The following is a 26,845-nucleotide window of genomic DNA, read 5'->3' as shown; positions in this document are numbered from 1 at the left end:
ACCGGTCTTTCGCCGCGGTCTTGTATAACTATATGTGACAAAGGTTGTTGTTGCCTGACCGGGCGATGGCGATCATGATGGTGGGGGCCATAGAGGACGCGAATGCCGACTTTTTCCCAAAGCCTTGAACAATCCCTGCATCGTGCGCTGGCGATCGCAAACGAGCGTCATCACCAATACGCGACGCTCGAGCATCTCTTGCTCTCCCTGATCGACGATTCCGATGCAGCCGCCGTCATGCGCGCCTGTAGCGTCGATCTCGACAAGCTCCGCACGAGCCTCGTCAATTACCTTGAAACCGAATTCGAGAATCTGGTGACGGATGGCGCCGACGACGCCAAGCCGACCGCCGGTTTCCAGCGCGTGATCCAGCGCGCGGTGATCCATGTGCAGTCGTCCGGTCGCGAAGAGGTGACCGGCGCCAACGTGCTGATCGCGATCTTCGCCGAGCGCGAGAGCCATGCCGCGTACTTCCTGCAGGAGCAGGACATGACGCGCTATGACGCCGTCAACTACATCAGCCACGGCATCGCCAAGCGGCCGGGCGTCTCCGAGGCGCGGCCGGTGCGCGGCGTCGACGAAGAGACCGAGGCAAAGGGTACCGAGGACGCCAAGAAGAAGGGCGAAGCGCTCGATACCTATTGCGTCAACCTCAACAAGAAGGCGCGCGACGGCAAGATCGATCCGGTGATCGGACGCAATTCCGAGATCAACCGCGCGATCCAGGTGCTGTGCCGCCGGCAGAAGAACAATCCGCTGTTCGTGGGCGAGGCCGGTGTCGGCAAGACCGCGATCGCGGAGGGCCTCGCCAAGCGCATCGTCGACAGCGAGGTGCCGGAGGTTCTTGCGGCTGCGACCGTGTTCTCGCTCGACATGGGCACGCTGCTTGCGGGCACGCGCTATCGCGGCGACTTCGAGGAGCGCCTGAAGCAGGTGCTGAAGGAGCTCGAAGCGCATCCCAACGCCATCCTGTTCATCGACGAGATCCACACCGTGATCGGTGCGGGCGCGACGTCGGGCGGGGCGATGGATGCGTCGAACCTGCTCAAGCCGGCGCTTGCCTCGGGCACGATCCGCTGCATGGGCTCGACCACCTACAAGGAATACCGCCAGCACTTCGAGAAGGACCGCGCGCTGGTGCGGCGCTTCCAGAAGATCGACATCAACGAGCCGACGGTCGAGGACGCGATCGCGATCCTCAAGGGTCTCAAGCCTTACTTCGAGGACTACCATCGGCTGAAGTACACCAATGAGGCGATCGAGGCCGCGGTGCAGCTCTCCTCGCGCTACATCCACGACCGCAAGCTGCCCGACAAGGCGATCGACGTGATCGACGAGTCAGGCGCGGCGCAGATGCTGGTGGCCGAGAACAAGCGCAAGAAGACCATCGGCATCAAGGAGATCGAGACCACGATCGCGTCGATGGCGCGGATCCCGCCGAAGAGCGTGTCGAAGGACGATGCCGAGGTGCTCAAGCATCTCGAGCAGACCCTGAAGCGCACCGTGTTCGGCCAGGACAAGGCGATCGAGTCGCTCGCCGCTTCGATCAAGCTGGCGCGTGCCGGCCTGCGCGAGCCGGAGAAGCCGATCGGCTGCTATTTGTTCTCGGGTCCGACCGGCGTCGGCAAGACCGAAGTCGCGAAGCAGCTGGCGGCGTCGCTCGGCGTCGAGCTGTTGCGCTTCGACATGTCCGAATACATGGAGCGGCACACCGTGTCGCGCCTGATCGGCGCACCTCCCGGCTATGTCGGCTTCGACCAGGGCGGCCTGCTCACCGACGGCGTCGACCAGCATCCGCATTGCGTCGTTCTGCTCGACGAAATCGAGAAGGCGCATCCCGACCTCTACAACGTGCTGCTCCAGATCATGGATCACGGCCGGCTCACCGACCACAACGGCAAGCAGGTCAACTTCCGCAACGTGATCCTGATCATGACCACGAATGCGGGTGCTTCGGATCTCGCCAAGCAGGCGTTCGGCTTCACCCGCTCGAAGCGAGAAGGCGACGACCACGAGGCGATCAACCGGCAGTTCGCGCCGGAATTCCGCAACCGTCTCGATGCCATCGTCTCGTTCGGCCATCTCAGCGTCGAGGTGATCGGCACGGTCGTGGAGAAGTTCGTGCTTCAGCTCGAGGCTCAGCTCGGCGATCGCGACGTCACGATCGAACTGTCCGAGCCCGCCAAGACCTGGCTGGTCCAGCATGGTTACGACGAGCAGATGGGCGCACGGCCCATGGCCCGCGTCATCCAGGAGCACATCAAGAAGCCGCTGGCTGACGAGGTGCTGTTCGGCAAGCTCAAGGGTGGCGGCCACGTCCGCGTCGTCCTGGTCAAGGACGAGGCCGACGAGACCAAGGACAAGATCGGGTTCGAGTTCCTCGACGGTCCGATCACGCCGAAGCAGGAGAAGCTGCCCGGCGCCCGCAAGCGTCCGCCGGGCAAGTCCAAGCCGGGCGGTGGTGGCTCCGGCGGCTCGAAGGGGCCGACCTCGAAGGGCCCGCTGGTCAAGGCTTGATTGCGAGCGATATGAATTGAAAAGGCCGGCTGAAAAGCCGGCCTTTTTGTTTGCGTGGCGGTCGCGAGGCGCTAGGTGCCGGTGTCAGGCGCAGGCGCCGCCGGCGGCCGCGGCTTCTTCGGCGCGGGTGGCCGTGCGCGGGCAGGGGCTGACGGCTGCATGGTCACGATGACAGGATTCGGCTTGTGATCGGTTGCCGCCCCGGTGGCAGCATCGACGCCCATGCCGACGACACCTCCGAGCAAAAGATTTCCCGCGAAGCCGGCGGCCCCGGAGGTCGGTATGTCCCGGCTGAGCGGCACGATCTGCGGTTCATAGCCTTCCTTCTGGAAGGTGATCGAAATGTCGGCATTCCGCTTGACGACCACGGAGCACGGCGTCGTGCAGGTGGTCGGAACTTCCATACCGCTGACGACGGCTTCCACGCCCGACGGTGTCGATGAGATGCTGATATTTTCGGTCGTGCCCCGCGTGACAGACGCGCAGCCGCCCAGCATGACGCTGAGCGCCACAATTCCAAATGAACGCATGAAATGCCCCTTATTCCCCGCGTCAATGAAGCGCAACCGGAGCGGGAGGGCAATACGTCATTGGTCCAGATAGTTAAGCCACGCACAAGTTGCGCGCGAGAGCAGCAGAACCTGGACGTGAGCTATTCGCCGCGCAGGCGCTGGTCGTCCTGCACCCGGACGTGCTCGGCGCCGCGCGCGCCCGCGGGCGACAGCCGCAGCATGCTCAGCACGGCACCGCACAGCGCAAATCCGACGCCGACAAGGAGCGCGATCCTGGTTCCCTCGGTCGGATAGCGGCCGAGCAGCAGCGCCACCAGCGCCGCGCCGGTGGTCTGGCCGAGCAGGCGCGCCGTGCCCAGCATGCCGCTGGCGCCGCCGGCGCGCTCGCGCGGGGCGGCCGCGATCATGGTGCGGTTGTTGGGTGTCTGGAACAGGCCGAAGCCGGCCCCCGCCAGCGCCATCCGCCAGATCACGTCGACCGGTGTCGGGCTTGCAGGCAGGAAGGCGAGTGCGCCGAGGCCGCAGGCAAACAGCGTGAGCCCGATGCCGCCGAGCAGGCCGGCCGGATAATGCTCGACCAGGCGGCCGGCGAGCGGGGCTGCGAACGCCACCGCGATCGGCCATGGCGTGATCAGGAGCCCCATATGCACCGCCGAATAGCCGAAGCGGCTCTGGAGGTAGAAGGGGATCGCGACGAAGGCCAGCATCTGTCCGCAGAACGAGGCGATCGAGGTCGCAATCGACAGCGCGAACACCGGGATGCGCAACAGGTCGACCGGCAGCAGCGGCGAGGTCATGTGGGTTTCGCGGTAGATCAGCAGCGCGCCTGCGACGATTGCGATGGCGAATTGAACGAGACAGGTGATGGCGGCTTCGCCATGACCGACGCTGTCGACGGCCGCGATGCCGACGCCGAAGGTGATCGCGGATAGTCCTGCGCTCTGCCAGTCGAAGGAACGGCTGGCGGGTTTTGTGTGCGGCAGGCTGCGCAGGCCGAGCACCAGCGTCACCGCACCCAGCGGGACGTTGATGGCGAACAGCCAGGGCCAGGTTCCGACCGCCAGGATGCCCGCGGCGAGCGTCGGGCCGACCGCGGCCGAGAAGGCGACGACGAGCGCGTTGATCCCGATGCCGCGGCCGAGCTGGCTGCGCGGGTAGGTGAAGCGCACCAATGCCGCGTTGACGCTCATGATGCCGGCGGCGCCAAAACCCTGGATGATGCGCGCGATCGTCAGCAGCGGTAGCGTATGCGCCAGCGCGCAGAAGGCAGATGCGAGCGTGAACAGTACGAGCCCCGCCAGATAGACGCGGCGATAGCCGACGATCTCGCCGAGCGACGCCAGCGGCAAGAGCGAGATCGTGATCGCGAGCTGGTAGCCATTGACGATCCAGATCGAGAAGGCCGGGCTCGCATCGAGGTCGGCTGCGATCGTCGGCAGCGCCACGTTGGCGATGGCGCTGTCGACGACCGCCATGATGATGCCGAGCGCAATCGTCAGCACCGCCTGGTTGCGCTGCGGCTGCGGCAGGCCATCGGCATGCTCGATCGGGGCAGACGACATGATGGAGGCGCGCCTGATTGGAGCCGTGATTCATCCCCGGATTAGGAAATTGCAGGATGGATCGCAACCCGGCAGGACCCGGACGGTTCCTGCGCCGGAAGCAGGCCTTCCGGCGCAGGAAAACGGGTCGGGACCGCTTTCGCGAGGGCTCGGGGAGCCGAGCGATCGGGCAGTTGGCCGTCTCTACACCGCCGGCGGATTGCGGTCGGTGAAGGTGGTGCGCTGGTGCCAGTAGGGATAGGGCAAGGTCACCTTGCTCGCGGCATCGAGCTTTGCGATCTGGTCCTTGGTCAACGTCCAGCCGACCGCGCCGAGATTTTCGCGCAGCTGCGTCTCGTTGCGCGCGCCGATGATCAGCGTCGAGACCGTCGGACGCTGGAGCAGCCAGTTCAGCGCGATCTGAGAGACGCTCTTGCCCGTCTCCTTGGCGACCTCGTCGATCGCCTCGACGACGCGATAGACGTGCTCATCGGGCACGGGTGGGCCGAAATCGGCGGTCTTGGGCAGGCGACTGACCTCGGGCTTCGGCTGGCCGCGGCGGATTTTTCCGGTGAGGCGTCCCCATCCGAGCGGTGACCAGACCACGGCGCCCAGCCCTTGGTCGAGACCGAGCGGCATCAGCTCCCATTCGTAGTCGCGCCCGATCAGTGAATAGTAGGTCTGGTTGGCGACATAGCGTGGGAAGCCATGCTTGTCGGCAACCGAGAGCGACTTCATCAGGTGCCAGCCCGAAAAGTTGGAGACGCCGACATAGCGGATCTTGCCGGCGCGCACGAGCACGTCGAGAGTCGCAAGCACCTCTTCAGGCGGGGTGAAGGCGTCGAAGCCGTGAAGCTGGAACAGGTCGATGTAATCGGTGCCGAGCCGGCTCAGCGAACCGTCGATGGCCGCGAGCAGATGCTGCCGTGACGAGCCGATGTCGTTGGGCCCATCGCCGAAGCGGAAGGTGGCCTTGGTCGAGATCAGAACCTTGTCGCGGCGGCCCTTGACGGCCTCGCCGAGGACGCGCTCGGATTCGCCGAGCGAATAGACGTTGGCGGTGTCGAACATCGACACCCCGGCATCGAGGCAGATATCCAGAAGGCGCCGCGCCTCGGCCGCGTCCGTCGTGCCCCATGCAGCAAGGCGGCCGACGCCGCCGAAGGTGCCCGTTCCCAGGCTCAAAGCGGGCACCATGAGGCCGGATCGGCCCAAGCGTCGGTATTCCATCGATATGCTCCTCGGCTGGCCGCTGGTTGATCGGTGCGGCCTTGGGGTGCGATGGTAATGCAAGCCCGGGCCGCGTCCTATCACGCGCTCACATACCGGCCTTGCTCGGGAATGGCCTAGTCGTGCAGGCGCATGTCATCGAATGCTGCATCGGCAACGCGTGCGCCGGGCGACTTCACCGATGACTGAACCTCGACCCTGGTTGCGGGCGAGGGGAAGCAGGCGGCTTCGCCGTCACGCGCCTGCCGCGGCAGCAGCGTCAGGCCCCAGCCCACCAGGACCAGCACCGCGAGCCGGATCGCGATCACACCCAGCAACAGCTCCGATCCGCTTATGGTGGCGTGAGTCCTCATGCACGCCAGCCTGATGCGCGCAGCCGGACAAGGCAATCTGGAATTGACGAGCCTTGCCTTCGCCTGCAGCGAAGGCTCAAGGTGATAGCTGGCTGGATGTCAGTGCCGCAACTGGCTCTGCCTGAAGTCGCGCGGCGACATTCCGAAATGCTCGCGGAAAACGCGGCCGAAATGCGAGAGGTCGTTGAAGCCCCAGGCGAAGGCGATCTCGCTGACATGGCGATGGGCCAGCACGGGCGAGGCGAGGTCACGCCGGCATTGGGCGAGACGCTCGGCAAGCACATGGCGCTGGAACGAGGTATCCTCGTCGGCGAGGAGATCGTTCACATAGCGCGGCGAGATGCCGAGTGCAGCCGCGGCCTCCGACAGCGAGAGGTCGGGATCCGCTAGGTGAGTGCGGATGTGGGCCTTCAAGCGATAGAGCAGGGCGGAGCGATGGGTGGAGGACGGCAGCGATGTCTTGCCAAGCCGTTCGCTCAGCGCCATCGCGAGCAGATCGACGGCCTGCTCTGACAACGCCGCAGCGTTGTCCGGGGCAAGTCGGTCCGCGCTCTGGCAAAGCCTGAAGATGAAATCATAGGCGAGCCGTTCGAGCGGCACATCGGCGCCGAACGACATCGCGGTGAGCGTCTCGGTGGCGCCGAGCCGGCGCTGCAGCATTTCGCGCGGCACCTTGAAGATCGTTTGCGTGAAGGCGTGGTTGAACTTCAGCTCATAGGGACGCGTCGTGTCGTAGAGCGCGAACTCGCCGGGATGGATCACGGTCTCGCGGCCGTCCTGCACCACGCCTCCGTCGCCGCGATTGCCGAGCGCAACCAGGACAAAATCCTGATCCGAACGCGCGATGCGGGACGGCGTCCGGAACACGTGCTGGCGGTCGGAGCAGACCTCGGAGCACACGGCCTTGCCGAGCGGGGCCTGCGTGACCGAGCCGCGAAAGGCGCTGCCGAGGTCGGACTTGCAGTCGAGCCCGACGAAGACGTCGCAGACGATGTCCTGCCACAGCGCCAGCCGCCGGTAGCCGGGGCTGCCGTCTGTCGTGAACTGGATTGGCATCGGCAAGCCTCCCTGTCACATCCAGCAAAACCGCATGTTGGCGCAGATCCAGCCAGACCGAAGGCAAGTCCCGTACCCGTCGGGGATCCCGGCCAGTCGAGTTTTTGTTCCACTGCGGTCGAGCGCCCGGCCGGGTGGCTTGGCCAAATAGACTGCATCGGACGTGGCTTCCGATCAACCGGCAATGGAGGCGGGAATGGGCATCGAACATCCGAAATACAAGGTCGCGGTGGTGCAGGCGGCGCCCGCCTGGCTGGATCTCGACGCCTCGATCGACAAGTCGATCGCGCTGATCGGGGACGCCGCCGAGAAGGGCGCCAAGCTGATCGCCTTTCCAGAGGCCTTCATCCCCGGCTACCCCTGGCATATCTGGATGGACTCGCCGGCCTGGGCGATCGGCCGCGGCTTCGTGCAGCGCTACTTCGACAACTCGCTGTCCTATGACAGTCCCCAGGCCGAGCGGCTGCGCGACGCCGTACGCAAGGCAAAGCTCACCGCCGTGCTCGGCCTGTCCGAGCGCGACGGCGGCAGTCTCTATCTGGCGCAATGGCTGATCGGGCCTGACGGCGAGACCATCGCAAAGCGCCGCAAGCTGCGGCCGACCCATGCCGAGCGCACGGTCTATGGCGAGGGTGACGGCAGCGATCTCGCCGTGCACGCAAGATCGGACATCGGCCGCATCGGCGCATTGTGCTGCTGGGAGCATCTCCAGCCACTGTCGAAATACGCGATGTACGCCCAGAACGAGCAGGTGCATGTCGCGGCCTGGCCGAGCTTCTCGCTCTACGATCCCTTTGCGCCGGCACTCGGCGCCGAGGTCAACAATGCCGCCTCGCGCGTCTATGCGGTGGAAGGCTCCTGCTTCGTGCTCGCGCCATGCGCGACGGTCTCGCAGGCCATGATCGACGAGCTCTGCGACCGGCCCGACAAGAACGCGCTACTGCATGTCGGCGGCGGATTCGCCGCGATCTACGGTCCCGACGGCAGCCAGATCGGCGACAAGCTGGCGCCGGACCAGGAAGGGCTGCTGATTGCCGAGATCGATCTCGGTGCCATCGGGGTTGCCAAGAACGCTGCCGATCCTGCCGGGCATTATTCGCGGCCCGACGTGACGCGGCTCCTGCTCAACAAGAAGCGATACCAGCGCGTCGAGCAGTTCGCGCTGCCGGTCGACACCATTGAGCCCACGGATATCGCGGCGGCGGCGAGCTGATCGCCGGGATCAAGGGGAGGGTACGATCATGGAATCCGCAATTCCTCTGCATCTCGAGACCCAGCGCACGCGCCACAAGCGCGTGCCGGACGATTACCAGCCGCCATATCCGTCGTTCGTGGCGCGCTACAAGCCCGCCGTGAGCCGCGTCGTGATGGCCTATTTCGGTGTGCAGTATCGCGACGCGGCGCCGTCGGCTGCGACGGCGGCACTCGCCGAGATCGCGGCGCGGTTTGCTGCCGAGGGCGGGCCTTCGCATTGGGACCGCGCCCGCTACGTCGATCGCGCCGGTTATGAGACCGCCGTGTCGGTTGCCTATTGGGACGACATCGCGCGCTTCGACGCATGGTTCGCGCCGGCACGCGAGGCGTGGACTGTGAAGGCGCGCGAGGGCATTGGCACCTTCATCGAGGTGCTGCGTCCCACGGTCGCCCGGCACGAGACGCTGTTCTCCTCGCTCGACCGGCCCGAGGGCGTGGCCGCAATCGCCGACGGCATGAGCGGCGAGGTGCAGGAGCACGCCTATTGGGGCGGCATGCGCGATCGCATTCCGCTGTCGCAGACCGATCCGATGACGCCGGGCGGCGCGCCGGAATTGATCCGCGACGGCGCGCGGCTGCAGGTTAAGGCGCACGACAATCTCTGCCTGATCCGCTCCGGGCAGGACTGGAGCGATACGGAGGCATCGGAACGAAAGCTCTACCTCGACGACGTCGAGCCGGTGCTACGCGAGGGCATGGATTTCCTGCGCGACGACGGGCTAGCCATCGGATGCTACGCCAACCGTTACATGCAGGTGCTTTCGGCCGACGGCAAAGTGAGCGAAAAGTCCTACGGCCAGAGCTGGTGGAAGAGCCTTGCCGCACTGGAGCGCTGGGCGGAGTCACATCCGACCCACGTCAAGATATTCGGCGCGGCGATGAAATACCTGTCGACGCTCGGGCCGTCGGCAAAGCTACGGCTCTATCACGAGGTCACGGTGGCCGCCGCGGACGAGCAGCTCTTCGAATATCTGAACTGCCATTCGAAGACCGGCATGCTGGCGGCGGTCGAGACCGTCAGCGCGTAAGACTCGTTGTTTTGAGCATGATCTTGTCGGAAAACCGCTGCGCACTTTTCCGGATCATGCTCTAGGCTGCGCAGTGACCGAGCAGTTCGGGATGCGCGGCGCAGATGTGATGTGCGCCGGCATCCCGCAGCTCGGCCTCGCTGCCATAACCATAGAGCACGCCGATCGCGGTCATGCCGTTGGTGCGGGCGCCGATCACGTCGTGGCTGCGGTCGCCGATCATGATCGCGCTGCCGGGATCGACCTTGGTTTCGTCGAGCGCATAGCGCAGCAGGTCGCGCTTGTCGACACGCGTGCCGTCGAGCTCGGAGCCGAACACGCGCTCGAAATACGGTTTCAGGCCGAAATGATCGACGATGCGGATGGCGTAGACCGCGGGCTTGCTGGTGGCGACGAACATGCGCTGGCCGGTTGCGGCGATCGTCGTCAGCGTGTCGATGATGCCGGCATAGGCCTCGTTCTCGAACAGGCCGATATCGGCAAATCGCTCGCGATAAAGCAGTAGCGCGCGGTCGGCGAGCTCGTCGCTTCCGGTGAGCTTCTTCAGGCTGGCGTGCAGGGGCGGCCCGATGCACCAGGTCAGCTCGTCCTCGCTCGGCACTGCAAGGTCGAGCCGCTCCAGCGCGTATTGGATCGAGCGCGTGATCCCGGGCTTCGGGTTGGTCAGCGTACCGTCGAGATCGAAGAAGATTGTAGCCATGCCAGCCGTGCCCGTGTTGATACCGCCGTTGTTTGACCTAACCGACGCCGCTGCTCAAGGCAACGCCGCCGCGTCGCGCGACGTTTTAAAGCTCGCTATTAGCAGGGCATAAGCGTAAAGTCCTGCGATCACCGCCCTTCCCATGGCATCCATCGGTGACTGAGGGTCACTAGCGCTCCCGCCGAACGAGGAGGAGCGCCCATGCCTCGCTTTAATCTGGCCGACTGGATCGTGCCGCCGATGATCGTCCCGCTGTTTCTGTTGCTCCTGGTGGCCGCCGCGGCTTTTCTGCATGGATAGGACGCCGCTCCAATATCTGGTGAGCGGACGCGATCAAAGCGGCTATGTCAGCCTGGCCCGCACCACGACGGCCGCCGCTCTGAAGAAGGCGAGGGAGCTGTTGCAGGAAGGCTATGTCGACGTGCGGATATGCACGCCGCAGGGCCGGGTTCTGCTGTCTGACGAGTTCGACCAGTTCGAGGCATGAGGAGCGCAGGGGCGTCAAACGGCGCGCCCGGATCCTCCGCGAGGAACGATACCCGTATGAAAATCCTTATTGTCGCATTGGCGCTTGGCACATTCGTGCAAAGTGCAGTCGCCAGAGAGCCGGACTGCCGCGCGATCGAAAGCACGAGCGGCCGGCTCGCCTGTTACGACGCCGCGTTTCCGCCGAGAGCGAAGCAACCCACTGCTGCCGAACAAGACGCCGCGCGGGCTGCCTACAAGGACCCCTTCATTGCGGAAGAGGCCAGAACCGCAGCGAAGCTGAAGAATATCTGTCGCGGCTGTTGAGGTTTGCAATCAAGCAGCGCGTGGCAGAGGTGACGGACGACAGAATTCGCCGGCGCGTCCGCCCGCCGTGCACGCTCCGACATCAAGCGAAATCATAGAGGTGCCGACATGACGCCGCTCCGCCGTATCGCCGTGATCGGCAACTCGCTGCCTCGACGATGCGGAATTGCGACCTATACGACCGACCTGAAGAACGCGATATCGATTTCGCGCCAGGATCTGGAGACCTGCATCGTGGCAATGACCGATCGCGGTCAAGCCTATGATTATCCTCCGGCGGTCGCGTTCCAGATCAAGGACGGCAATATCGAAGACTACATGCGGGCCGCGGATTTCCTCAATGCCGGCCGGTTCGATGCCGTGTGTTTGCAGCACGAGTTCGGGATTTTCGGTGGTGAGGCCGGGGCCCATATCCTCGTGCTGTTGTCCCGCCTTGCCATGCCGGTGGTGACGACGTTCCATACCGTGCTCGCCGATCCGACATCTGCGCAGCGGACGGTCATGGAGCGCATCGTCGAGGCGTCGTCGAAGGTCGTGGTGATGGCCAATAAGGGCCGCGAACTGCTGCGCGACGTCTACCGGGTGGCCGATGACAAGATCGAGGTCATCGCCCACGGCATTCCGGACGTCGCCTTCGTCGAGCCCGATGCAGCGAAGGCCAAGCTTGGATTTGAGCAAAAATCGGTCATCCTGACATTCGGCCTGTTGTCACCGAACAAGGGCATCGAAATCATGATCGACGCCATGCCGTCGATTCTGAAGCGCTGCGCGAATGCGGTGTATGTCGTGCTTGGCGCAACGCACCCCAACCTGGTCCGAAACCAGGGCGAGGCCTATCGCGAGAGCCTGATGGCGCGGGTGCGCGAACTCGGAATTGACGACCACGTGGTGTTCTTCGACCGGTTCGCGGATCTCGCCACGCTGCTCGAATTCATCTCGATGTGCGACGTCTATGTCACGCCCTATCTCAACGAGGCCCAGATGACCTCGGGAACCCTGGCCTACAGCTTCGGATTGGGGAAGCCGGTCGTCTCGACGCCTTACTGGCACGCCCGCGAGCTGCTTGCCGACGGGTGCGGCGTGCTGGTGCCTTTCAGCGACGCCGCGGCGATCGGCAACGAGATCGCAGGCCTGCTGACCGACGACGCCCGCCGGCAGGCGATGTCGCGGCGCGCCTATGCGGCGAGCCGGATGATGACATGGGAACGGGTGGCCGAGCGCTACGTGTCCGTCTTCGAGAATGTACGGCAAGGCCATCGGCTTAAACTCTTCGCGTGCTCGGACATGAATGTGCCGGAGCCACGTAGCCCCGCATCGCCCGATATGCAGATCGGCCATTTCCTGTCGATGTGCGATGATGTCGGCCTGTTCCAGCATGCGGTCCATTCGGTGCCGGATCGCGCGCACGGCTATTGCGTCGACGACAATGCCCGAGCGCTGCTGCTGGCCTGCGCCCTCAATGGTCCAGGCGAACAGCCGCTGTCCGAAATTCTAACGAGCCGGTTTGCGGCATTCGTGCAGCACGCCTGGAATCCCGACACCGGGCAATTTCGCAACTTCATGGGGTTCAATCGAACCTGGCTTGAGGACAGAGGGTCGGAAGACAGTCACGGGCGGACGCTATGGGCTTTGGGCGAGGCTGCACGCAGAGACGCGAGCCCGGCCCGGCGCCTGTGGGCCGCTGCCTTGTTCGCCCAGGCATTGTCGATCGCGGCGAGCTTTCGTTCGCCCCGCGCATGGGCATTCATGCTGCTGGGCTTGGACGCCTATTGCGCTGTGGCTCCGGACGATCTCCACGCCAGGGACGTCCGGCATTCCCTTGCCGGCAGGTTGATGGCGTGTCTGGCGTCGGTCGAGACGTCGGACTGGGTGTGGTTCGAGGAAGGGCTGGCCTACGACAACGCGCGGCTGCCGCAGGCGTTGATCCTCACAGGCATGGCGACGCAGGCGCCCCAATATCTCGATGCCGGATTGAGGTCTCTGCGCTGGCTCATGACGCAGCAGACGACCGCGGCAGGGCATTTCCGGCCGGTCGGCACCGCCGGCTTCGGCGAGCGGCGGCAACATCCCCGTGCATTTGATCAGCAGCCCGTGGAGGCAACGGCAACGATCGCCGCCTGCCTAGCCGCGTGGCGTGCCGACGGCGATGCCGAATGGAAAGCCATGGCAACTCGGGCCTTCGCCTGGTTCCTGGGCAGCAACGATCTCTCAGTGGCGCTGGTCGATCCGCTCACTGGCAGTTGCCGGGATGGTTTGCACGCTGATCGCGCCAACGAAAACCGCGGGGGCGAGTCCGTTGTTTGCTATCTCCTCGGGCTTGCTGAGATGCGCCAGCTTGCGCGCGTCAACCCGAGCTTGACGAGGCCCACAGCCTTGCGCGCCGTGAGCGCCTGAACTTCATCTTTTCATTCAGCACGCCGAGGATACCGTGTCACAAGCTTCTTTCCTGAACCGGCAGGGGCTTAATCTGCGCCCCGATCCAGCGCGGGTCATCGTGCGGCCCTTCAAGCCGGCAACCGAACCCCGCGACCTGAACCCGACCGACAAGATGCGTGCAAATCATATCGTCGACCGGGTTCTTGCGCTCAGTTCGGAGGCCGTTGCAGTTCAGCTTGCGGATGTGCTCGACAATTTCCAGGGGCGACATCGTAACCTCCTGGAGCGGTTCGAGACCCGAGCGGATGAAATGGAGGACGCTTTCGCCACGCATGGCGTCTTCTCGAAGACGCAGCGCCAGCTGATTGGTGCCTATTTTCTCAGTGAGTATTCGTTCGAAGCCTCTGCCTTGTTCAACCCCAGCATCGTCCCGCACCCCGATCAATCGGGAGCACCGAACGGAGGTTCGCGATTCATCGTCAGCCTCCGGGCCATCGGCGAGGGGCATGTGTCGTCACTGACGTTTCGAACCGGAACGATTGCGGCTGACGGAAGCCTGGCCGTCGATCCGACGGCGCGCCTTGCCTCGGTCCCCCGGATCAGCCATCGCGTATCCGGATCGGACGGCGACCGCGTGGAATTGGTGTTCAGGCCCGAGGAAGACCTCAGCGAGCGGGTCATCTTTCCCGTGACCGAATCCCAATCTAACGGCATCGAGGATGCGCGCTTCGTCAAATTCAACGACGGTGATCGGGCGATCTACTACGCGACCTATACAGCCTATAGCGGACGTGCGATCCGGTCTGAATTGATCGAGACCAGCGACTTCATGTCGTTTCGGCTAACGCCTTTGCGGGGGGCTGCAGCACACAACAAGGGCATGGCGCTGTTCCCACGCAAGATCGACGGCCGCTATGCCATGATCGCGCGACAGGACAATGAGAACCTGTATCTGGTCTATTCGGACGACCTCTACACATGGGAGGGCGGCCGGGTGCTTTTGAAACCGCAATTTCCCTGGGAGTTCGTCCAGATCGGCAATTGCGGGGCACCCATCGAACTTGACGAAGGTTGGCTGCTGCTGACGCACGGTGTCGGCCCGATCCGGAAATACTCGATCGGAGCGGCTCTGCTCGACAAGCGCGACCCGTCCAGGGTGCTGGCTCGCTCGGCCGAGCCGCTGCTGCGGCCTGAACCGTCCGAACGCGAAGGGTATGTCCCCAACGTCGTCTATACCTGCGGTGCGATGAGGCACAATGATCAGATCATCCTGCCATATGCCGTGTCGGACACCTTCTCAAGCTTTGCAACGATCAGGATTTCCGCGCTCATCGAAGCGATGCGAGGCTGAGCGCGGTTGTCGCGGTCGTTGACGACAACTCCGTGTGTCAACAGGTCAGAGGTGCCGTCATGGTCCGCGAAACAACCTACGTGGTGCAGGCGTTCAACGCCGGCAAGGGTGGAAATCTGAAGGCCGACTCTCCCATCGTCTGCAAGTCGGAAAGCGGCGCGCTGCGTACGGCGGAGAGATTGGCCTTGAGCAAACTCGGCGTCGTCGCGTTCTCGTCCAGCGGCGATCCCGAAATGGGTGACTATGACGATGAGCCTACGGTGTTCTTCCGAAAGGGCGAGCTTCCGGCTGGTTTCGACTGAGGCCCTGATCGTGGTCGAGCAGATATTGGCGGAGAGGCACAGATGAACGAGCGACTGGACATATTGAAGAAGGCCCGCGATCGAATGATCGAGGACAGGGACACGCATGCGAAGGTGCTGGCCGCTCCTTTTGATCGCGACAATGCCGAGCGAGCACGGAACAAGTTTGTCGAGCTTCAAACGCTGATCGATGCCCTGGACCGCGCAATCAGCGCAGAAAAGCCGGCCTCGGCATAGGACCGAAGCGAGTGAAGGGCGGGACTGGCGGACGTTTCAAGACAGCACCGCAGTCGCATGCYGGCGGCCGCCACGGCTCGCTCTATTGCTGTCTTGCCCATTCGACGATCGCCGCGGCATCGGCGCCTGCCTGCGTCTCCCAGGTGGCGATAGCAGGCGTTGCCGCTTTCCGGAGCGCGGCGACGAGGGATGCCGGCGCCGGCTCGGCGATGCGGACGCCGTTGTCGCGCATGCGCGCATAGTTTTCGATGGTGCGATGGGTCAATAGCGCGAATTGGCTTTGCTCGGTCTCGGCCGCCGCGGCCAGCACCTCGCGCTGCATCGGCTCGGACAGTTCGGCAAATGCGTCGCTGCGGACGAAGGCGATCGAGACCGGCATCGCGTAGTTGATCGCTGTAAAGTAGGGCAGGAAGTCCCAGAGCTTGCGTCCCGCGCCGCCGTCGCCGGAGGTGAGGAACGCATTCAGCCGGTGTTCCCTGAGGCCAGCGAGTGCCGCGTCCATAGGCAGGAACTGTGCATTCGCGCCGGCTGCGCGCATGACCTCGCCGGAGTTGGCGTCGTAGGCCCGCAAATTCAGTTTCGGCAGGGCGTCGGCGCCTTCCAGCGCATGGTCCGACCAGAGGCCCGTGGCCGGCCAGATCGTGACATAGAGCAGCTTCAGGCCGCGCGCCGCGAGCGCCTTCTCGTAGAGCGGGCGCGCCCGCAGATTGGTGGCGCGGGCGAGGTCGACGGACTGCACCAGAAAGGGCAGGGTGGACAATCCGAGCACCGGGTCGAGGCCCGAAAGCGCGCCCGCGAAGGCGTCGCCGCCGGCGATGCGACCATCCAGCGCGGCGCGCGGCATTTCGCCCGAGTTGATCTTGAGCTCGTTGTCGAAAGCGCTAGCTACGGTCACGAAACCGTTTGTGCGCGCCGCGACGCGATCGGCGAAACTGGTGAGCCCGATCCCGGAAATGTTGTTTTGCGGGTATTCCGTGGTCATCCGCCAGTTGACTTGCGCCATGGCCGGCGCGGCGGACAGGACGAGGGCTAGGAGGACGAGGATCGCGCGGATCCCTGGGGCAGGGCAGCGCATTGGGAGAAGCGGGTCAAACAGCATATATTGGCAACTCGTCGAACCATGGCACGATGCCACAACATGGCAGATCATCTTGTTGCATGCCGCGCCGGAGCGCGCCACAGCGCTGCTTGGGCACGGCTGACGCGAATTGCATCACTCATCATCGCCGCACTGCTCGTCTCGGCGACACGGGTGGTGGCGTGGGACAGCTCGCCCGCGAAGACCAATATCGCCGTCCCCAGCGTCGAGGAGCTTGCGATGCCACCGGCGAATCCGGCCACTGCGCGCGAGAGCGATACGCGGGAATCGATCTGCCTGATCGTCGAGGCCGCCGCACGGGATGCCAATCTGCCGCTGGAATTCTTCGCCCGCGTGATCTGGCAGGAAAGCCGATTCCAGGCCGATGCCGTGGGACCCATGACGCGCAGCGGCGAGCATGCGCAGGGGATCGCGCAGTTCATGCCGGGCACTGCGAGCGAGCGCGGGCTGCTCAATCCCTTCAACCCGGTGCAGGCGCTGCCGAAGTCGGCGGAGTTCTTGAACGAGCTGCGCAACCAGTTCGGCAATCTCGGTCTTGCGGCTGCTGCCTACAACGCCGGGCCGCGCCGGGTGCAGGAATGGCTCGCCGGCACCGGCGGCATGCCGGAGCAGACCCGCAACTACGTCTATGCCATCACCGGCACGAGCGTTGACGCGTGGGCCAAGGCGGGAGCGACCGGCAAGGGACCGCCGAGTTCGCCGCCGACGAGCTGCCGCGATCTCATGGCGCTTCTGAAGCGCGCGCCAAATGCCTTTGTGGCCGAGCTCGAACAGCATGTCGAGCTCGCCGCCGCAAAGGTCTGGGGCGTACAGCTCGCTGCCGGTTTCGACCGCAACAGGGCGCTCGCGATGTATTCCCGCGCCGTCACGCGGCTGACCGCGGTGATCGGCGAGCGCGATCCGAGCCTGCTAAGCTCGGTGATGCGCAGCCGCGGTACGCGCGCGTTCTACCAGGTGCGCATCGGCGCGGACACGCGCAGCGAGGCGGATGATCTGTGCAACCGTATCCGCAAGGCCGGCGGTGCCTGCTTCGTGCTGAAGAACCGGGGTGTGAACGGGTAGGCGCGTCTGCCCACGCGCGCATGCCAGCCCCGCCGCGCGCTTCCTTGACGCCAGCCACAGCATTGCCCGTTATGCGGGCACGATTCCGCAATCCGGCCAAAGACTCCCGTGGCGCTTCCTCCGCTCGATTCCCCTCAATGGCAAAGTTCCTGGCGCGCGTTTGCGTGGGGACTGCGTTCGATCACGCAGACGATCCTCACGCTTGTCCTGTTCGCGACCTATCTCGGCATCGGCGCCCTCGCTCATGACACCCATTTCAGCCTGCTCTGGGCGCTCTGCTCGACGCTGTTCGTCTGGGCGGGCCCCGCGCAGATCATTCTGATCACCACGCTCGGCTCCGGCGCGACCATCATCCAATCGGCGATCGCGGTCACCGTCAGCGCGATCCGGCTGTTTCCGATGGTGGTCTCGGTGCTGCCCCTGATGCGCACGCCGACGACCAAGCGGCGCGAGCTGTTCTTCGCCGCGCATCTTACGGCGGTGACACTGTGGGTCGAATGCCATCGCTTCCTGCCGCAGGTGCCGCGCGAGCGGCGCATCGCCTTCGTCAACGGACTTGGTTTTGGTCTGGTCTCCGTGTGTCTCACCGCCAACACGGTCGGCTATTTCCTTGCCGCCAACCTGACGCAGACGCTCGGCGCCGCGATCCTGATGCTGACGCCGCTGTCGTTCCTGTTCTCGACCGCGCGCAACAGTCGCGAGGTCGCCGACGTCGTCGCGCTGACGCTCGGGGTTCTGCTCTATCCGCTGGCCGCGAAGATGAACTCCGGGCTCGACATTCTCGTCAGCGGTTTGGTGGCCGGCACGATCGCTTATGGCGTGCATTGGTGGCGGGAGGTGCGCGCATGAGCTTTGCGCAGCTCATCGGCGACTGGCACGCACTCGTCGTGCTGTTCGTTGCGGGCGTTGTTCCCAACCAGATATGGCGCATGCTGGGCCTGTGGTTCGGCGGCGGCATCGACGAGGGCTCGGAGCTGCTGGTCTGGGTGAGGGCGGTCGCCACCGCCATCCTGGCCGGCGTCATCGCCCAGATCGTGGTGGAGCCGCCGGGGGCGCTCGCCAGCGTGCCGGACGTCTTGCGCTATGGCGCGGTCGGCGCAGGCCTCGTCGCCTTCCTGCTGACCCGCCGCTCGATCTTCGCAGGCGTGGTGACAGGCGAAGTCTTCATGCTGGCCGGAAAGTGGTGGTTAGGCTAAAACCACCGGCGAACAGCAAGGAACGGGAAATATGGTTCGCGAAAACGAGCTCCGCGAGGGCGAGGTCGCCATCGAGCTGCCGTCGACGGAGGATGCCGGCCTCGTCTTCATCGGCCGCATCCGCACGCCCTGGACCTCGCGGATGGAGACGCCGCGACAGGGGCGTCAGGACGGCCCGGTGTGCCGGCTCGAGATCTTCGAGCCGTTCGTGCCGGCCATCAAGGGCGTCGATTTCTACAGCAATCTCGAGGTGCTCTACTGGCTCGACAAGTCGCGCCGCGACATCGTCCTGCAAAGCCCGAAGAACAACGAGAAGACCCGCGGCACGTTTTCGCTGCGCTCACCGGTCCGGCCCAACCCGATCGGCACCTCGATCGTCAAGCTCGTCGGCATCGAGGGCAATGCCATTCTGGTGCGCGGGCTCGACTGCATCGACAACACGCCGCTGATCGACATCAAGCCAGATCGTTGCGAATTCACGCCGCTGGCCGCCCCGCAGGCAGGGGATTTTCAGACGGAGTGAGGGGCGGCGATCGTAGCCCGCATGGAGCGAAGCGGAATGCGGGGAGGTCCCGGATTACGCTTCGCTCCATCCGGGCTACAGGGCTGATATCTATCCCGCCTTCAGCGCCGCGATCAGCTTGGCCGCGTTCTCTTCCAGGACCTTGACGTCTTCCTTGCGGCTGGCGGGCGGCAGCATGGCCACGCCGTCGTGGCGCGGCATCACGTGCATGTGGAGATGAAACACCACCTGGCCGCCGGCGGGCTCGTTGAACTGCTGCACGGTGATGCCGTCGGCCTCGAACGCCTTCATCGCAGCGGCCGCGATCTTGTGCGCGCCGCGGGCGACGTGGGCATAGTCATCAGGCTTGATGTCGAGGATGTTGCGGGCAGGGGCCTTCGGGATCACCAGCGTATGGCCCGATACCCGTGGCATGATGTCGAGGAAGGCAAACACATGCTCGTCCTCATAGACCTTGTGGCAGGAAAACTCGCCGCGCAGGATCTTCGCGAAGATGTTGTTGGGGTCGTAGGCGGTCATGGCGGCGGCTCCTCGAATTTTGCGCTTACTGTCATCAGCCGTGGCAAACCGTCAAGGCGCCTCGTCGACGCCTTTGCGGAACGGGCCGAGCTCGGCCAGCTCCCGTCCGGCCTCGGCGACATAGGCGCGCTCGCGCTTGAGGTAATCGTCGATGGCGCGGCGCAGGCCGGGATCGGCGATGAAGTGGGCGGAATGGGTCGTCCGCGGCAGGTAGCCGCGCGCGATCTTGTGCTCGCCCTGCGCGCCGGCCTCGACGTTGTCGAGGCCGTGTTTGATCGCGAAATCGATCGCCTGATAGTAGCAAACCTCGAAATGCAGGAACGGATGATGCTCGACCGCGCCCCAGTTGCGGCCGAACAGCGTATCCGAGCCGATGAAGTTGATCGCGCCCGCGATCCAGCGGCCGTTGCGGCGGGCCATCACCAGCAGCACGTCCTGGCTCATGGTCTCGCCGATCAGCGAGAAGAATTCGCGCGTGAGATAAGGCCGGCCCCATTTGCGCGACCCGGTCTCCATGTAGAATTCGAAGAAGGCGTCCCAGGCATCCTCGGTGATGTCGCTGCCGGTGAGCCAGTGGATGGTGATGCCGCCGGCAAGCGCATCGCGCCGCTCGCGCTTGATCGATTTGCGGTGGCGCGAATTGAGCGTGGTGAGGAAATCGTCGAAGGTCGCAAATCCCTCGTTGCGCCAGTGGAACTGCTGATCGGTGCGCTGGAGGAATCCGTGCCGGGCGAGCCGTTTCCACTCCGCCTCACGCGCGAAGGTCACGTGCACCGAGGAGGCCTTGCTGACGCCGCACAGCGCCACCAGCCCGCTTGCAAGCGCTTCAGCGATGCGCTCGTGATCGACGCCGTCGCGGACCAGCAGCCGGGGCCCTGTGGCCGGGGTGAAGGGAACCGAGACCTGGAGCTTCGGATAGTACCGTCCACCGGCGCGCTCATAGGCGTCCGCCCAGCCTCGGTCGAAGACGTATTCGCCTTGGGAATGCGATTTCAGATAGCAGGGCACGACCCCGGCGACGCGGCCATCGACCTTGGCCACCAGATGCCGCGGCCCCCAGCCGGTGCGGATGGTTGCTGAACCCGATTTCTCAATTGCGGATAAAAACGCGTGCGAGACGAAAGGGTTATAGGCGGGTTTTGAGAGGCCGAGGGAATCGCCTGGAAGCCCGGATGAAGTTCCCGCGCCATGCCCGTTGCAAGCCTTGTCGGGATTGGCACAGGCGTCCCAATCCTCGGCAGATACCTCGCCAATCGAGGGTACAGCCTCGAGTGTGATTTCAGATGATGCCATCGTGCCCAAGATCGTGCATTGCAGCAGCGACTTCAAGAGTGAGGAACATCAAGCCCTACGGGACGAACCCCTCAAAGATCATCTGATCCGCATATTGTCCGACCCGCGTCCGCTGCTCCGGGGTGCGCACGGTCCAGCCGAGCAGGGCGCAGCCGAGGACGTTGCGGGCGATCCAGGGGGCGGGGGCCGGCAGGTGGTCGACCTTGAAGGCGACGAAATGCGGCTGGGTCTGAAAGCCGTGGCGCAGGTACAGCATGCTGTCGCGCTGTGCCTGCGTCAGCTTCGCCCAATACTCGTCCTCGTAGGTCCGCTGCGCAACGATGCCGCGCGGGCGGGACGGCAACAGCTCACGCAGCGCTAGCACCTGGTCGGGATCGAACGACATGCCGACGGCGGGCCCTTGATAGGACGCCAGCACCTCGGCCAGCCGCTTCACCAGCTTGCGGTCGCCGCCAAAATGGCTCTTCACCTCGATCACCAGCGGCACGCGGCCAGCGACCATGGCGCAGAGGTCGGACAGCGACATCATCCGCTCGTCCGTGTCCTTGAACTTGACCGCCTTCAGCTCGGCCGCGGTCTTCTCGACCACCTCGCCGGCGGCCTCGGTGAGACGGCCGAGAGCGTGGTCATGGTGCACCATGGCCTCGCCGTCGGCGGAGAGCTGGATGTCGACCTCGATCGAGAAATTGCCTGCGATCGCAGCCTGCACCGCCCCCGGCATGTTCTCGACGACACCGCGGGAAATGTCATGCAGGCCGCGATGGGCGACCGGCCGGGCTGTCAGCCAATCAGGAGCGCGCAACGCCGTCAGCTCCGTGTCAGGCGACCTCGAACACGCCTTCAACCTCGACCGCCGCGTCCGCGGGCAGCGAGGCGACGCCGACGGTGGTGCGGGCGTGGCGGCCCTTGTCACCGAAAGCGGCTACCATCAGGTCGGAGGCGCCGTTGAGCACCTTCGGCCCGTCCAGGAAGTCGGGTGCCGAGTTGATGAAGCCGCCGAGGCGCACCACGCGCACGACCTTGTCGAGGTCGCCAAGCGCCGCCTTGACCTGGGCCAGCAGGTTGACGGCGCAGCCGCGCGCCGCCGCGGCACCGTCCTCGATCGAAACGCCGGCACCGAGCTTGCCCTTGGCGATCAGCTTGCCGGCGGGGTCGAAACAGACCTGGCCGGAGACGAACAGCAGGTTACCGGTGCGCACGAACGGCACGTAATTGGCGACAGGGGTAGGGGCCTCGTGCAGCTTGATGCCCTGTTCCGCCAGTTTCTGCTCGACCGTGCCCGCCATGTTCGACCTCGTTGTCCAAATTTCATCCGCCCGGCTGCGTCCATTTGGAGGCCGGGCGCGCCCTGTTTCGCCCATCGTGCCGTCACATGCAAGCAACCGGAGCGACTGCATTTTGTTGTGGCCAGGCAGCAGGTTCAAGGCGGGGCCGCAACTTTACGTGAAACGGCCTCAGTTGCGACGCAATGGAACGGTCATTAAAATGTCGAATCTGCGCTTTCCCCAGGGATGACACATGGTGCACCTTTTCCGGACTTCGCTCGGTGTGATGGCGCTCGCGGCGGCTGCTTTCGGCGCAGGCGGTGGAGCGCAGGCGGCCAGCGGTCCGTTCCTTGCGCACCAAGCGCTCTATGACCTCAGCCTCGTCAAATCGCGCTCCAATTCGATCAACAGCGCGCGCGGCCGCATCCTCTACAATTTCACGGGGAGTTCGTGCGAGGGCTACACCTCCGAATTCCGCCAGGTCTCCGAGCTCGACAGCGGCGAGGGCAAGATCACGCTGAGCGACCTCCGCTCGAACTCCTGGGAGGACGCCGCGGGAAAAAGCTACCGCTTCAAGATCGAGACGCGGATGAACGAGGCCGATGCCGGCCGGGTCGACGGTTCGGCCGAGCGCGACGGCGACCACATCAACGTCAAGCTGAAGCTGCCGGCGCCGAAGAGCTTCACCCTCGACGGCAAGATCGTGTTCCCGACCGAGCAGATCCAGCGCATCATTGCCGCCGCCAAGGATGGCAAGTCGCTGCTCGAGCTGTCGGTGTATGACGGCTCCGACGACGGCCAGAAGGTCTACAACACGCTGACCGTGATCGGTCAGCCGATTCCCGCCGACCGCACTGCTTCGCCCGATGCATCGACCACGGACGAGCACATGAAGTCGCTCAAGCGCTGGCCGGTTACCGTCAGCTATTTCGACCGCGAGTCCCAGCAGAAGGAAGGCGAGCAGACGCCGGTCTACGCGATGGCGTTCGAGCTCTACGAAAACGGCGTTTCGCGCCAGCTCGTGCTCGATTACAACGATTTCGTGATTTCCGGTGCGATGGGCAAGTTCGACGCGAAGGACAGCAAGCCCTGCAATTGAGGGGCGAGGCTAGCCCTCCGCTCGCTCTCCAGCTACGCTCCCTCCCAACCACAAACCCGGGAGGCAAGCACCATGCCCAAGCTCGACCATCTCCGCCCCAGCGGCCTGCATCACAATCCGGCCTATTCCCACGTCGTGACCGCTTCAGGTGCGCGCACCATCTACATCTCCGGCCAGGTGTCGGTGGACGAGGAAGGGCGGATCGTCGGCGAGGGCGATATTGCCGCGCAGACGACGCAGGTGATGCAGAATCTCGGCCATGCGCTGAAAGCGGCCGGTGCGACCTACGCCAACATCGTCAAGATCACGACCTTCGTCGTGAACTACAAGCCGGAGCTGCGCCCGATCATCGGCAAGGCCCGCTCGGCCTTCTTCGAGGGCATGGAGCCGCCGGCCAGCACCCTCGTCGGCGTCTCCGCGCTCGCCGCGCCGGAATGGCTGATCGAGATCGAGGCGGTGGCGGTCGCGGATTGAAATGACCGTGGGATGGGTAGAGCGAAGCGAAACCCATCACCTTGTTGCGCGGGAAGAGCTCGATGGGTTTCGCTTCGCTCTACCCATCCTACTTTGCTGCGGACATAGCTCGCAAAACAGCCATCGCTTCATCGGTCCCGTCAGCAGGTACGAAAAGATGATCGTGGTGGAAGGCCGACACCGCATTCACGCTGATGCCGGCTTCGGCCAGGCGGGCCGTGACCGCAGCCAGAAAGCCCACCGCGTCGAGTGCGGAGTGAACCGTCAGGGTGATCAGGCGCGAGGCGAACGCGTAGCGTAAGCCTGACGCCTCGGCTTCTTCGCGCAGGATCACCAGCGTGGTTCCTTCCTGCTCGCGGAACGTCAGCAGCGGGTTGACCGCTGCGGGAACGGGCTCGCTGGGTGGGATCGTGCAAAACACGAAGATGCCGTCCAGCAGTTCCGGCTTCATGTTTCTCAACAGCGCGTCGAGGTCGCGTTCGCCTGTCACGATGGTCAGCCTCTCAGCGCGTTCGGATGCGTACAGCCCTTGCGAAACCCATCAACGCCGGAACCTGACAGGGGCCTCGCCAACATACCTTTGTATATCCCTTCCAATCCTTCTCATACGCTGACCTTACGCTGGTACAATTGAGCGACGGCCGGAGATTCTTACAATTTGAGTCTACTCGGGTCACTGCGAGGAAGCTCAAATGAACGTCATGATTGGAAAGCTCAACGGCCTGTGGCACCTCATCGTCGGGTCTTGTCAGATCCGAACGCCGTTTCTGGCGAGTCAGGATCGGCAGTTGGTCATTCAGTATGCCCGGCGTGTCTATCCGGGTGCACGGATCTTCGAACGCGACTGAATTGAGCAGGACTCGATCACTCCTGCTGTCCTGTTTCAGGGCCATCATACGCGATGCCGCGAATGACGGCGGAGTTGCCGAACTTCTTGCGCAGGCTGTCCACCGCGCGCTCGGCATGCGCAGCACGGCGGTCAAGCATATCGGTGTCGTCGGCGGGCGAGCCTTCGCGCAGCGCGCTGACGCCGGCGCCCATCAGACGGAACGCGGTGCCGTCGATCTCCTTCGCCAGCATCTCGCGGCAGATCGAGAAGATCTTGGCGGCAAGCTGCGTCGGGCCTGCGATCGATTGCGAGCGGGTGCGCTGGCGGAAATCGGCAGTCTTCAGTTTCAGCGTCACGGTAGAGCCGGCAAGCTCGCTGCTCTTCAGCCGCGACGACGTCTTCTCGCAGAGCCGCCACAGGATCTTCTCCAGCGTCGCGAAATCGCGGATGTCGGTCTCGAAGGTGGTTTCGCTCGAAATCGTCTTGGCGCCCCGATCGGGCTCGACGCGGCGGTCGTCGATGCCACGGGCAAGCCGCCACAGCCTGCGGCCGTCGCTCGGAAACTGCCGCATCATCTCGATCTCGTCGGCCTTTTGCAGGTCGGCGATGATGCGGAAGCCGCGCTGCACCAGGCGCTCCTGCGTGGCCGGGCCGACGCCGAAGATGAAGCCGACCGGCTTCTCCGCCAACATCAAACGTGCTTCCTCCTGATCGAGCGCGGCAAAGCCGCGCGGCTTGTCGAGGTCGGAGGCGATCTTGGCCAGAAACTTGTTGCAGGAGAGGCCGACCGAGACGGAGATGCCGATGTCGCGCTCGATGTTGCGCGCGAACCGCGCCAGCACCTTGGCCGGAACCATGCCGTGCACCCGTTCGGTGCCGGAGAGATCGAGAAAGGCCTCGTCGATCGAGAGCGGCTCGATCAGCGGCGTCAGCGCCTGCATGGCCTGGCGCACCTCGCGGCCGACACGGACGTACTTGGCCATGTCGGGCGGGATCACGGTCGCATGCGGGCAGGCCTCGAGCGCCCTATACATCGGCATGGCCGAGCGGACGCCATAGGTCCGCGCGATGTAGCAGGCGGCCGACACCACGCCGCGCTTGCCCCCGCCGATGATGACGGGCTTGTCGGCGATGTCAGGATTGTCGCGCTTTTCGACCGTCGCATAGAAGGCGTCGCAGTCGATATGGGCGATGGTCAGGCCTGCGAGCGCGCGGTGGCGGACGAGGCGAGGGGAACCGCAGGCGGAGCAGCGCCGCACGCCCATATCCAGATCGGCCAGACAATCCCGGCAGAAGCAGCGGGGTCCGGCCGTATCAGGGACGGTCACGGCACGTCGCGCTCCCAGGAGGGGTCGCCGAGCGCGTCGCCCAGCACCTGCCGCGCCGCAGCAACGTTGGTCGGATGCAGCTCCGCGGTCGAGGCAAAGGCCTTTACGGTGGCGTCATCGCGCATCACGAAATCGAGTACGCTGAGGAGGAAATTCGGGTCCGAGGCGGCATTGCGCAGGGTCTCAGGACCGACGCCTGTCTCAGCCAGGAACAGGCCAAGCCGCTCCGGATCGGCGGCCACGAAGGAGAGCGCCTGAATCGCAACGATTTCAGCGACTTCGCGAGGGTTGTGAACAGGCTTTTTCAAGGGTTCGGTTTGCCTTTCCGTTAACTTTCGGTGTCTACTTTGAAACCATCATGCCCGAGTCTCAAGACCGCCGACAAGCAACCGGAAACCACATCGCAGAAAGTCGGCCCTCGGGTTTAACGAAACTCAAGCGAATCTGAGGCTAGTTTGAATCCAGTTTTCGAAGCGCCGGCGAGCGGCGCCTGAGGCGTCACATGTATAGGGCTTCGTGCCAATCAGGAGGGCGGGATGGCTAAGACCGTCCTGATCGTGGAAGACAACGAGCTCAACATGAAGCTCTTCCGCGACCTGTTGGAGGCACACGGTTACCAGACCTCCGGCACCAGCAACGGCTACGAGGCGCTCGACCTCGTTCGCAAGATGCGACCCGACCTCGTGCTGATGGATATCCAATTGCCGCAGGTCTCGGGCCTCGAGGTCACGCGGTGGATCAAGGACGATCCGGAGCTGCGCGCCATTCCCGTCGTCGCGGTCACGGCGTTCGCGATGAAGGGCGACGAAGAGCGCATCCGCGAGGGCGGCTGCGAGGCCTATTTGTCCAAGCCGATCTCGGTCGGCAAATTCATTGAGACGGTCCGGCGTTTTATCGGATAGGAAGTGA

At 64.5% G+C, this 26,845-nt stretch carries 30 protein-coding genes; 16 read left to right on the top strand and 14 right to left on the bottom strand.

Annotated elements, in window-relative coordinates; genetic code table 11:
* The first annotated feature begins 102 nt into the window (after positions 1–102).
* Positions 103–2,517, top strand: a complete 2,415-nt coding sequence (clpA, locus tag AC1DW2_RS13285; protein ID WP_208087306.1) for an ATP-dependent Clp protease ATP-binding subunit ClpA — start codon at positions 103–105, stop codon at positions 2,515–2,517.
* Between the two features lie 71 nt (positions 2,518–2,588).
* Here the strand turns inward: clpA and AC1DW2_RS13280 are convergent, their stop codons facing one another.
* From AC1DW2_RS13280 to AC1DW2_RS13260, 5 genes are all read right to left on the bottom strand, one after another.
* On the bottom strand, positions 2,589–3,047 hold the full coding sequence (locus tag AC1DW2_RS13280; protein ID WP_092193127.1) for a PEGA domain-containing protein: 459 nt from the start codon (positions 3,045–3,047) through the stop codon (positions 2,589–2,591).
* A 122-nt stretch (positions 3,048–3,169) separates the two neighbouring features.
* Positions 3,170–4,591 carry an MFS transporter gene (locus AC1DW2_RS13275; protein ID WP_477006261.1) on the bottom strand — a complete coding sequence of 474 codons (1,422 nt, stop codon included), beginning with the start codon at positions 4,589–4,591 and terminating at the stop codon, positions 3,170–3,172.
* 183 nt (positions 4,592–4,774) lie between these two features.
* Positions 4,775–5,800, bottom strand: a complete 1,026-nt coding sequence (locus AC1DW2_RS13270; protein WP_071913034.1) for an aldo/keto reductase — start codon at positions 5,798–5,800, stop codon at positions 4,775–4,777.
* 116 nt (positions 5,801–5,916) lie between these two features.
* Positions 5,917–6,153, bottom strand: coding sequence for a hypothetical protein (locus AC1DW2_RS13265; RefSeq protein WP_354095843.1), 237 nt, complete (start codon positions 6,151–6,153; stop codon positions 5,917–5,919).
* A 99-nt stretch (positions 6,154–6,252) separates the two neighbouring features.
* On the bottom strand, positions 6,253–7,209 hold the full coding sequence (locus tag AC1DW2_RS13260; protein ID WP_071913039.1) for an AraC-like ligand-binding domain-containing protein: 957 nt from the start codon (positions 7,207–7,209) through the stop codon (positions 6,253–6,255).
* Positions 7,210–7,405: 196 nt separating this feature from the next.
* Between AC1DW2_RS13260 and AC1DW2_RS13255 the strand changes: the two genes are divergently transcribed.
* Together AC1DW2_RS13255 and AC1DW2_RS13250 are read left to right on the top strand one after the other, a co-directional pair.
* Positions 7,406–8,422: a carbon-nitrogen hydrolase family protein gene (locus AC1DW2_RS13255; RefSeq protein ID WP_063982771.1), complete on the top strand. Its 1,017-nt coding sequence runs from the start codon at positions 7,406–7,408 to the stop codon at positions 8,420–8,422.
* A 28-nt stretch (positions 8,423–8,450) separates the two neighbouring features.
* Positions 8,451–9,491 carry a phenylacetaldoxime dehydratase family protein gene (locus AC1DW2_RS13250; protein WP_354095841.1) on the top strand — a complete coding sequence of 347 codons (1,041 nt, stop codon included), beginning with the start codon at positions 8,451–8,453 and terminating at the stop codon, positions 9,489–9,491.
* Between the two features lie 61 nt (positions 9,492–9,552).
* Here AC1DW2_RS13250 and AC1DW2_RS13245 read toward each other — a convergent pair whose 3' ends face one another.
* Positions 9,553–10,191 carry an HAD family hydrolase gene (locus tag AC1DW2_RS13245; protein WP_354095840.1) on the bottom strand — a complete coding sequence of 213 codons (639 nt, stop codon included), beginning with the start codon at positions 10,189–10,191 and terminating at the stop codon, positions 9,553–9,555.
* A 292-nt stretch (positions 10,192–10,483) separates the two neighbouring features.
* Here AC1DW2_RS13245 and AC1DW2_RS13240 point away from each other — a divergent pair, with 292 nt between their 5' ends.
* From AC1DW2_RS13240 to AC1DW2_RS13220, 5 genes are all read left to right on the top strand, one after another.
* Complete coding sequence (locus AC1DW2_RS13240; RefSeq protein WP_063982774.1) at positions 10,484–10,678, top strand: hypothetical protein; 195 nt, start codon at positions 10,484–10,486, stop codon at positions 10,676–10,678.
* 413 nt (positions 10,679–11,091) lie between these two features.
* A complete protein-coding gene (locus AC1DW2_RS13235; RefSeq protein WP_477006260.1) occupies positions 11,092–13,377 on the top strand; it encodes a glycosyltransferase family 4 protein in 2,286 nt (761 codons plus the stop codon).
* A gap of 34 nt (positions 13,378–13,411) precedes the next feature.
* Positions 13,412–14,710 (top strand): glycoside hydrolase family 130 protein, encoded by a 1,299-nt coding sequence (locus AC1DW2_RS13230; protein ID WP_085405552.1) that lies wholly within the window; start codon positions 13,412–13,414, stop codon positions 14,708–14,710.
* Between the two features lie 59 nt (positions 14,711–14,769).
* Positions 14,770–15,012, top strand: coding sequence for a hypothetical protein (locus AC1DW2_RS13225; RefSeq protein WP_063982778.1), 243 nt, complete (start codon positions 14,770–14,772; stop codon positions 15,010–15,012).
* Between the two features lie 42 nt (positions 15,013–15,054).
* The gene (locus tag AC1DW2_RS13220) at positions 15,055–15,249 is read left to right on the top strand and encodes a hypothetical protein (RefSeq protein ID WP_063982779.1); all 195 of its coding nucleotides are present in this window, start codon (positions 15,055–15,057) and stop codon (positions 15,247–15,249) included.
* An 82-nt stretch (positions 15,250–15,331) separates the two neighbouring features.
* Here AC1DW2_RS13220 and AC1DW2_RS13215 read toward each other — a convergent pair whose 3' ends face one another.
* Positions 15,332–16,348, bottom strand: a complete 1,017-nt coding sequence (locus tag AC1DW2_RS13215; RefSeq protein ID WP_354095929.1) for a TRAP transporter substrate-binding protein — start codon at positions 16,346–16,348, stop codon at positions 15,332–15,334.
* Between the two features lie 39 nt (positions 16,349–16,387).
* Here AC1DW2_RS13215 and AC1DW2_RS13210 point away from each other — a divergent pair, with 39 nt between their 5' ends.
* The 4 genes from AC1DW2_RS13210 to tsaA all read left to right on the top strand — a co-directional run bounded on the left by AC1DW2_RS13210 (position 16,388) and on the right by tsaA (position 19,129).
* Complete coding sequence (locus tag AC1DW2_RS13210; RefSeq protein ID WP_244623456.1) at positions 16,388–17,410, top strand: lytic transglycosylase domain-containing protein; 1,023 nt, start codon at positions 16,388–16,390, stop codon at positions 17,408–17,410.
* Between the two features lie 108 nt (positions 17,411–17,518).
* Complete coding sequence (locus AC1DW2_RS13205; RefSeq protein ID WP_063982781.1) at positions 17,519–18,259, top strand: AzlC family ABC transporter permease; 741 nt, start codon at positions 17,519–17,521, stop codon at positions 18,257–18,259.
* Entirely contained in the window at positions 18,256–18,606 is a 351-nt protein-coding gene (locus tag AC1DW2_RS13200) for an AzlD domain-containing protein (protein ID WP_063982782.1), read from the top strand. The genes AC1DW2_RS13205 and AC1DW2_RS13200 overlap by 4 nt, the downstream gene beginning before the upstream one ends.
* Before the next feature lie 31 nt (positions 18,607–18,637).
* Positions 18,638–19,129: a tRNA (N6-threonylcarbamoyladenosine(37)-N6)-methyltransferase TrmO gene (tsaA, locus tag AC1DW2_RS13195; RefSeq protein ID WP_014494668.1), complete on the top strand. Its 492-nt coding sequence runs from the start codon at positions 18,638–18,640 to the stop codon at positions 19,127–19,129.
* Between the two features lie 90 nt (positions 19,130–19,219).
* On the opposite strand, the gene AC1DW2_RS13190 is transcribed toward tsaA, so the two are convergent.
* The 4 genes from AC1DW2_RS13190 to AC1DW2_RS13175 are packed head-to-tail and all read right to left on the bottom strand — an operon-like array spanning position 19,220 to position 22,227.
* The gene (locus tag AC1DW2_RS13190; RefSeq protein ID WP_063982784.1) at positions 19,220–19,648 is read right to left on the bottom strand and encodes an HIT domain-containing protein; all 429 of its coding nucleotides are present in this window, start codon (positions 19,646–19,648) and stop codon (positions 19,220–19,222) included.
* Positions 19,649–19,699: 51 nt separating this feature from the next.
* Entirely contained in the window at positions 19,700–20,941 is a 1,242-nt protein-coding gene (locus tag AC1DW2_RS13185; RefSeq protein WP_354095837.1) for a GNAT family N-acetyltransferase, read from the bottom strand.
* A 55-nt stretch (positions 20,942–20,996) separates the two neighbouring features.
* Positions 20,997–21,743, bottom strand: a complete 747-nt coding sequence (locus tag AC1DW2_RS13180; protein WP_354095836.1) for a glycerophosphodiester phosphodiesterase — start codon at positions 21,741–21,743, stop codon at positions 20,997–20,999.
* Between the two features lie 16 nt (positions 21,744–21,759).
* Positions 21,760–22,227, bottom strand: coding sequence for a RidA family protein (locus AC1DW2_RS13175; RefSeq protein WP_014494672.1), 468 nt, complete (start codon positions 22,225–22,227; stop codon positions 21,760–21,762).
* Positions 22,228–22,459: 232 nt separating this feature from the next.
* Here AC1DW2_RS13175 and AC1DW2_RS13170 point away from each other — a divergent pair, with 232 nt between their 5' ends.
* On the top strand, positions 22,460–23,305 hold the full coding sequence (locus AC1DW2_RS13170; RefSeq protein WP_247341615.1) for a cell envelope integrity EipB family protein: 846 nt from the start codon (positions 22,460–22,462) through the stop codon (positions 23,303–23,305).
* Positions 23,306–23,377: 72 nt separating this feature from the next.
* Positions 23,378–23,779 carry a RidA family protein gene (locus AC1DW2_RS13165; protein ID WP_014494674.1) on the top strand — a complete coding sequence of 134 codons (402 nt, stop codon included), beginning with the start codon at positions 23,378–23,380 and terminating at the stop codon, positions 23,777–23,779.
* A gap of 88 nt (positions 23,780–23,867) precedes the next feature.
* Here AC1DW2_RS13165 and AC1DW2_RS13160 read toward each other — a convergent pair whose 3' ends face one another.
* Positions 23,868–24,269, bottom strand: a complete 402-nt coding sequence (locus tag AC1DW2_RS13160) for an ACT domain-containing protein (RefSeq protein WP_354095834.1) — start codon at positions 24,267–24,269, stop codon at positions 23,868–23,870.
* Between the two features lie 202 nt (positions 24,270–24,471).
* On the opposite strand from AC1DW2_RS13160, the gene AC1DW2_RS13155 reads away from it, so the two are divergent.
* Positions 24,472–24,627 carry a hypothetical protein gene (locus AC1DW2_RS13155; protein WP_166097113.1) on the top strand — a complete coding sequence of 52 codons (156 nt, stop codon included), beginning with the start codon at positions 24,472–24,474 and terminating at the stop codon, positions 24,625–24,627.
* Positions 24,628–24,643: 16 nt separating this feature from the next.
* On the opposite strand, the gene AC1DW2_RS13150 is transcribed toward AC1DW2_RS13155, so the two are convergent.
* On the bottom strand, positions 24,644–25,936 hold the full coding sequence (locus AC1DW2_RS13150) for a DNA polymerase IV (protein WP_354095833.1): 1,293 nt from the start codon (positions 25,934–25,936) through the stop codon (positions 24,644–24,646).
* On the bottom strand, positions 25,933–26,244 hold the full coding sequence (locus tag AC1DW2_RS13145; protein WP_354095832.1) for a DUF3572 domain-containing protein: 312 nt from the start codon (positions 26,242–26,244) through the stop codon (positions 25,933–25,935). Before AC1DW2_RS13145 ends, AC1DW2_RS13150 begins: the two co-directional genes overlap by 4 nt.
* Positions 26,245–26,472: 228 nt before the next feature.
* Between AC1DW2_RS13145 and AC1DW2_RS13140 the strand changes: the two genes are divergently transcribed.
* Positions 26,473–26,838: a response regulator gene (locus tag AC1DW2_RS13140; RefSeq protein WP_008566616.1), complete on the top strand. Its 366-nt coding sequence runs from the start codon at positions 26,473–26,475 to the stop codon at positions 26,836–26,838.
* The last annotated feature ends 7 nt before the right edge of the window (positions 26,839–26,845 follow it).

Source organism: Bradyrhizobium sp. P3_C3 (assembly GCF_056402655.1).
Note: the sequence above shows the minus strand (reverse complement) of the source record. Positions and strands in the feature narration are given on the sequence as shown.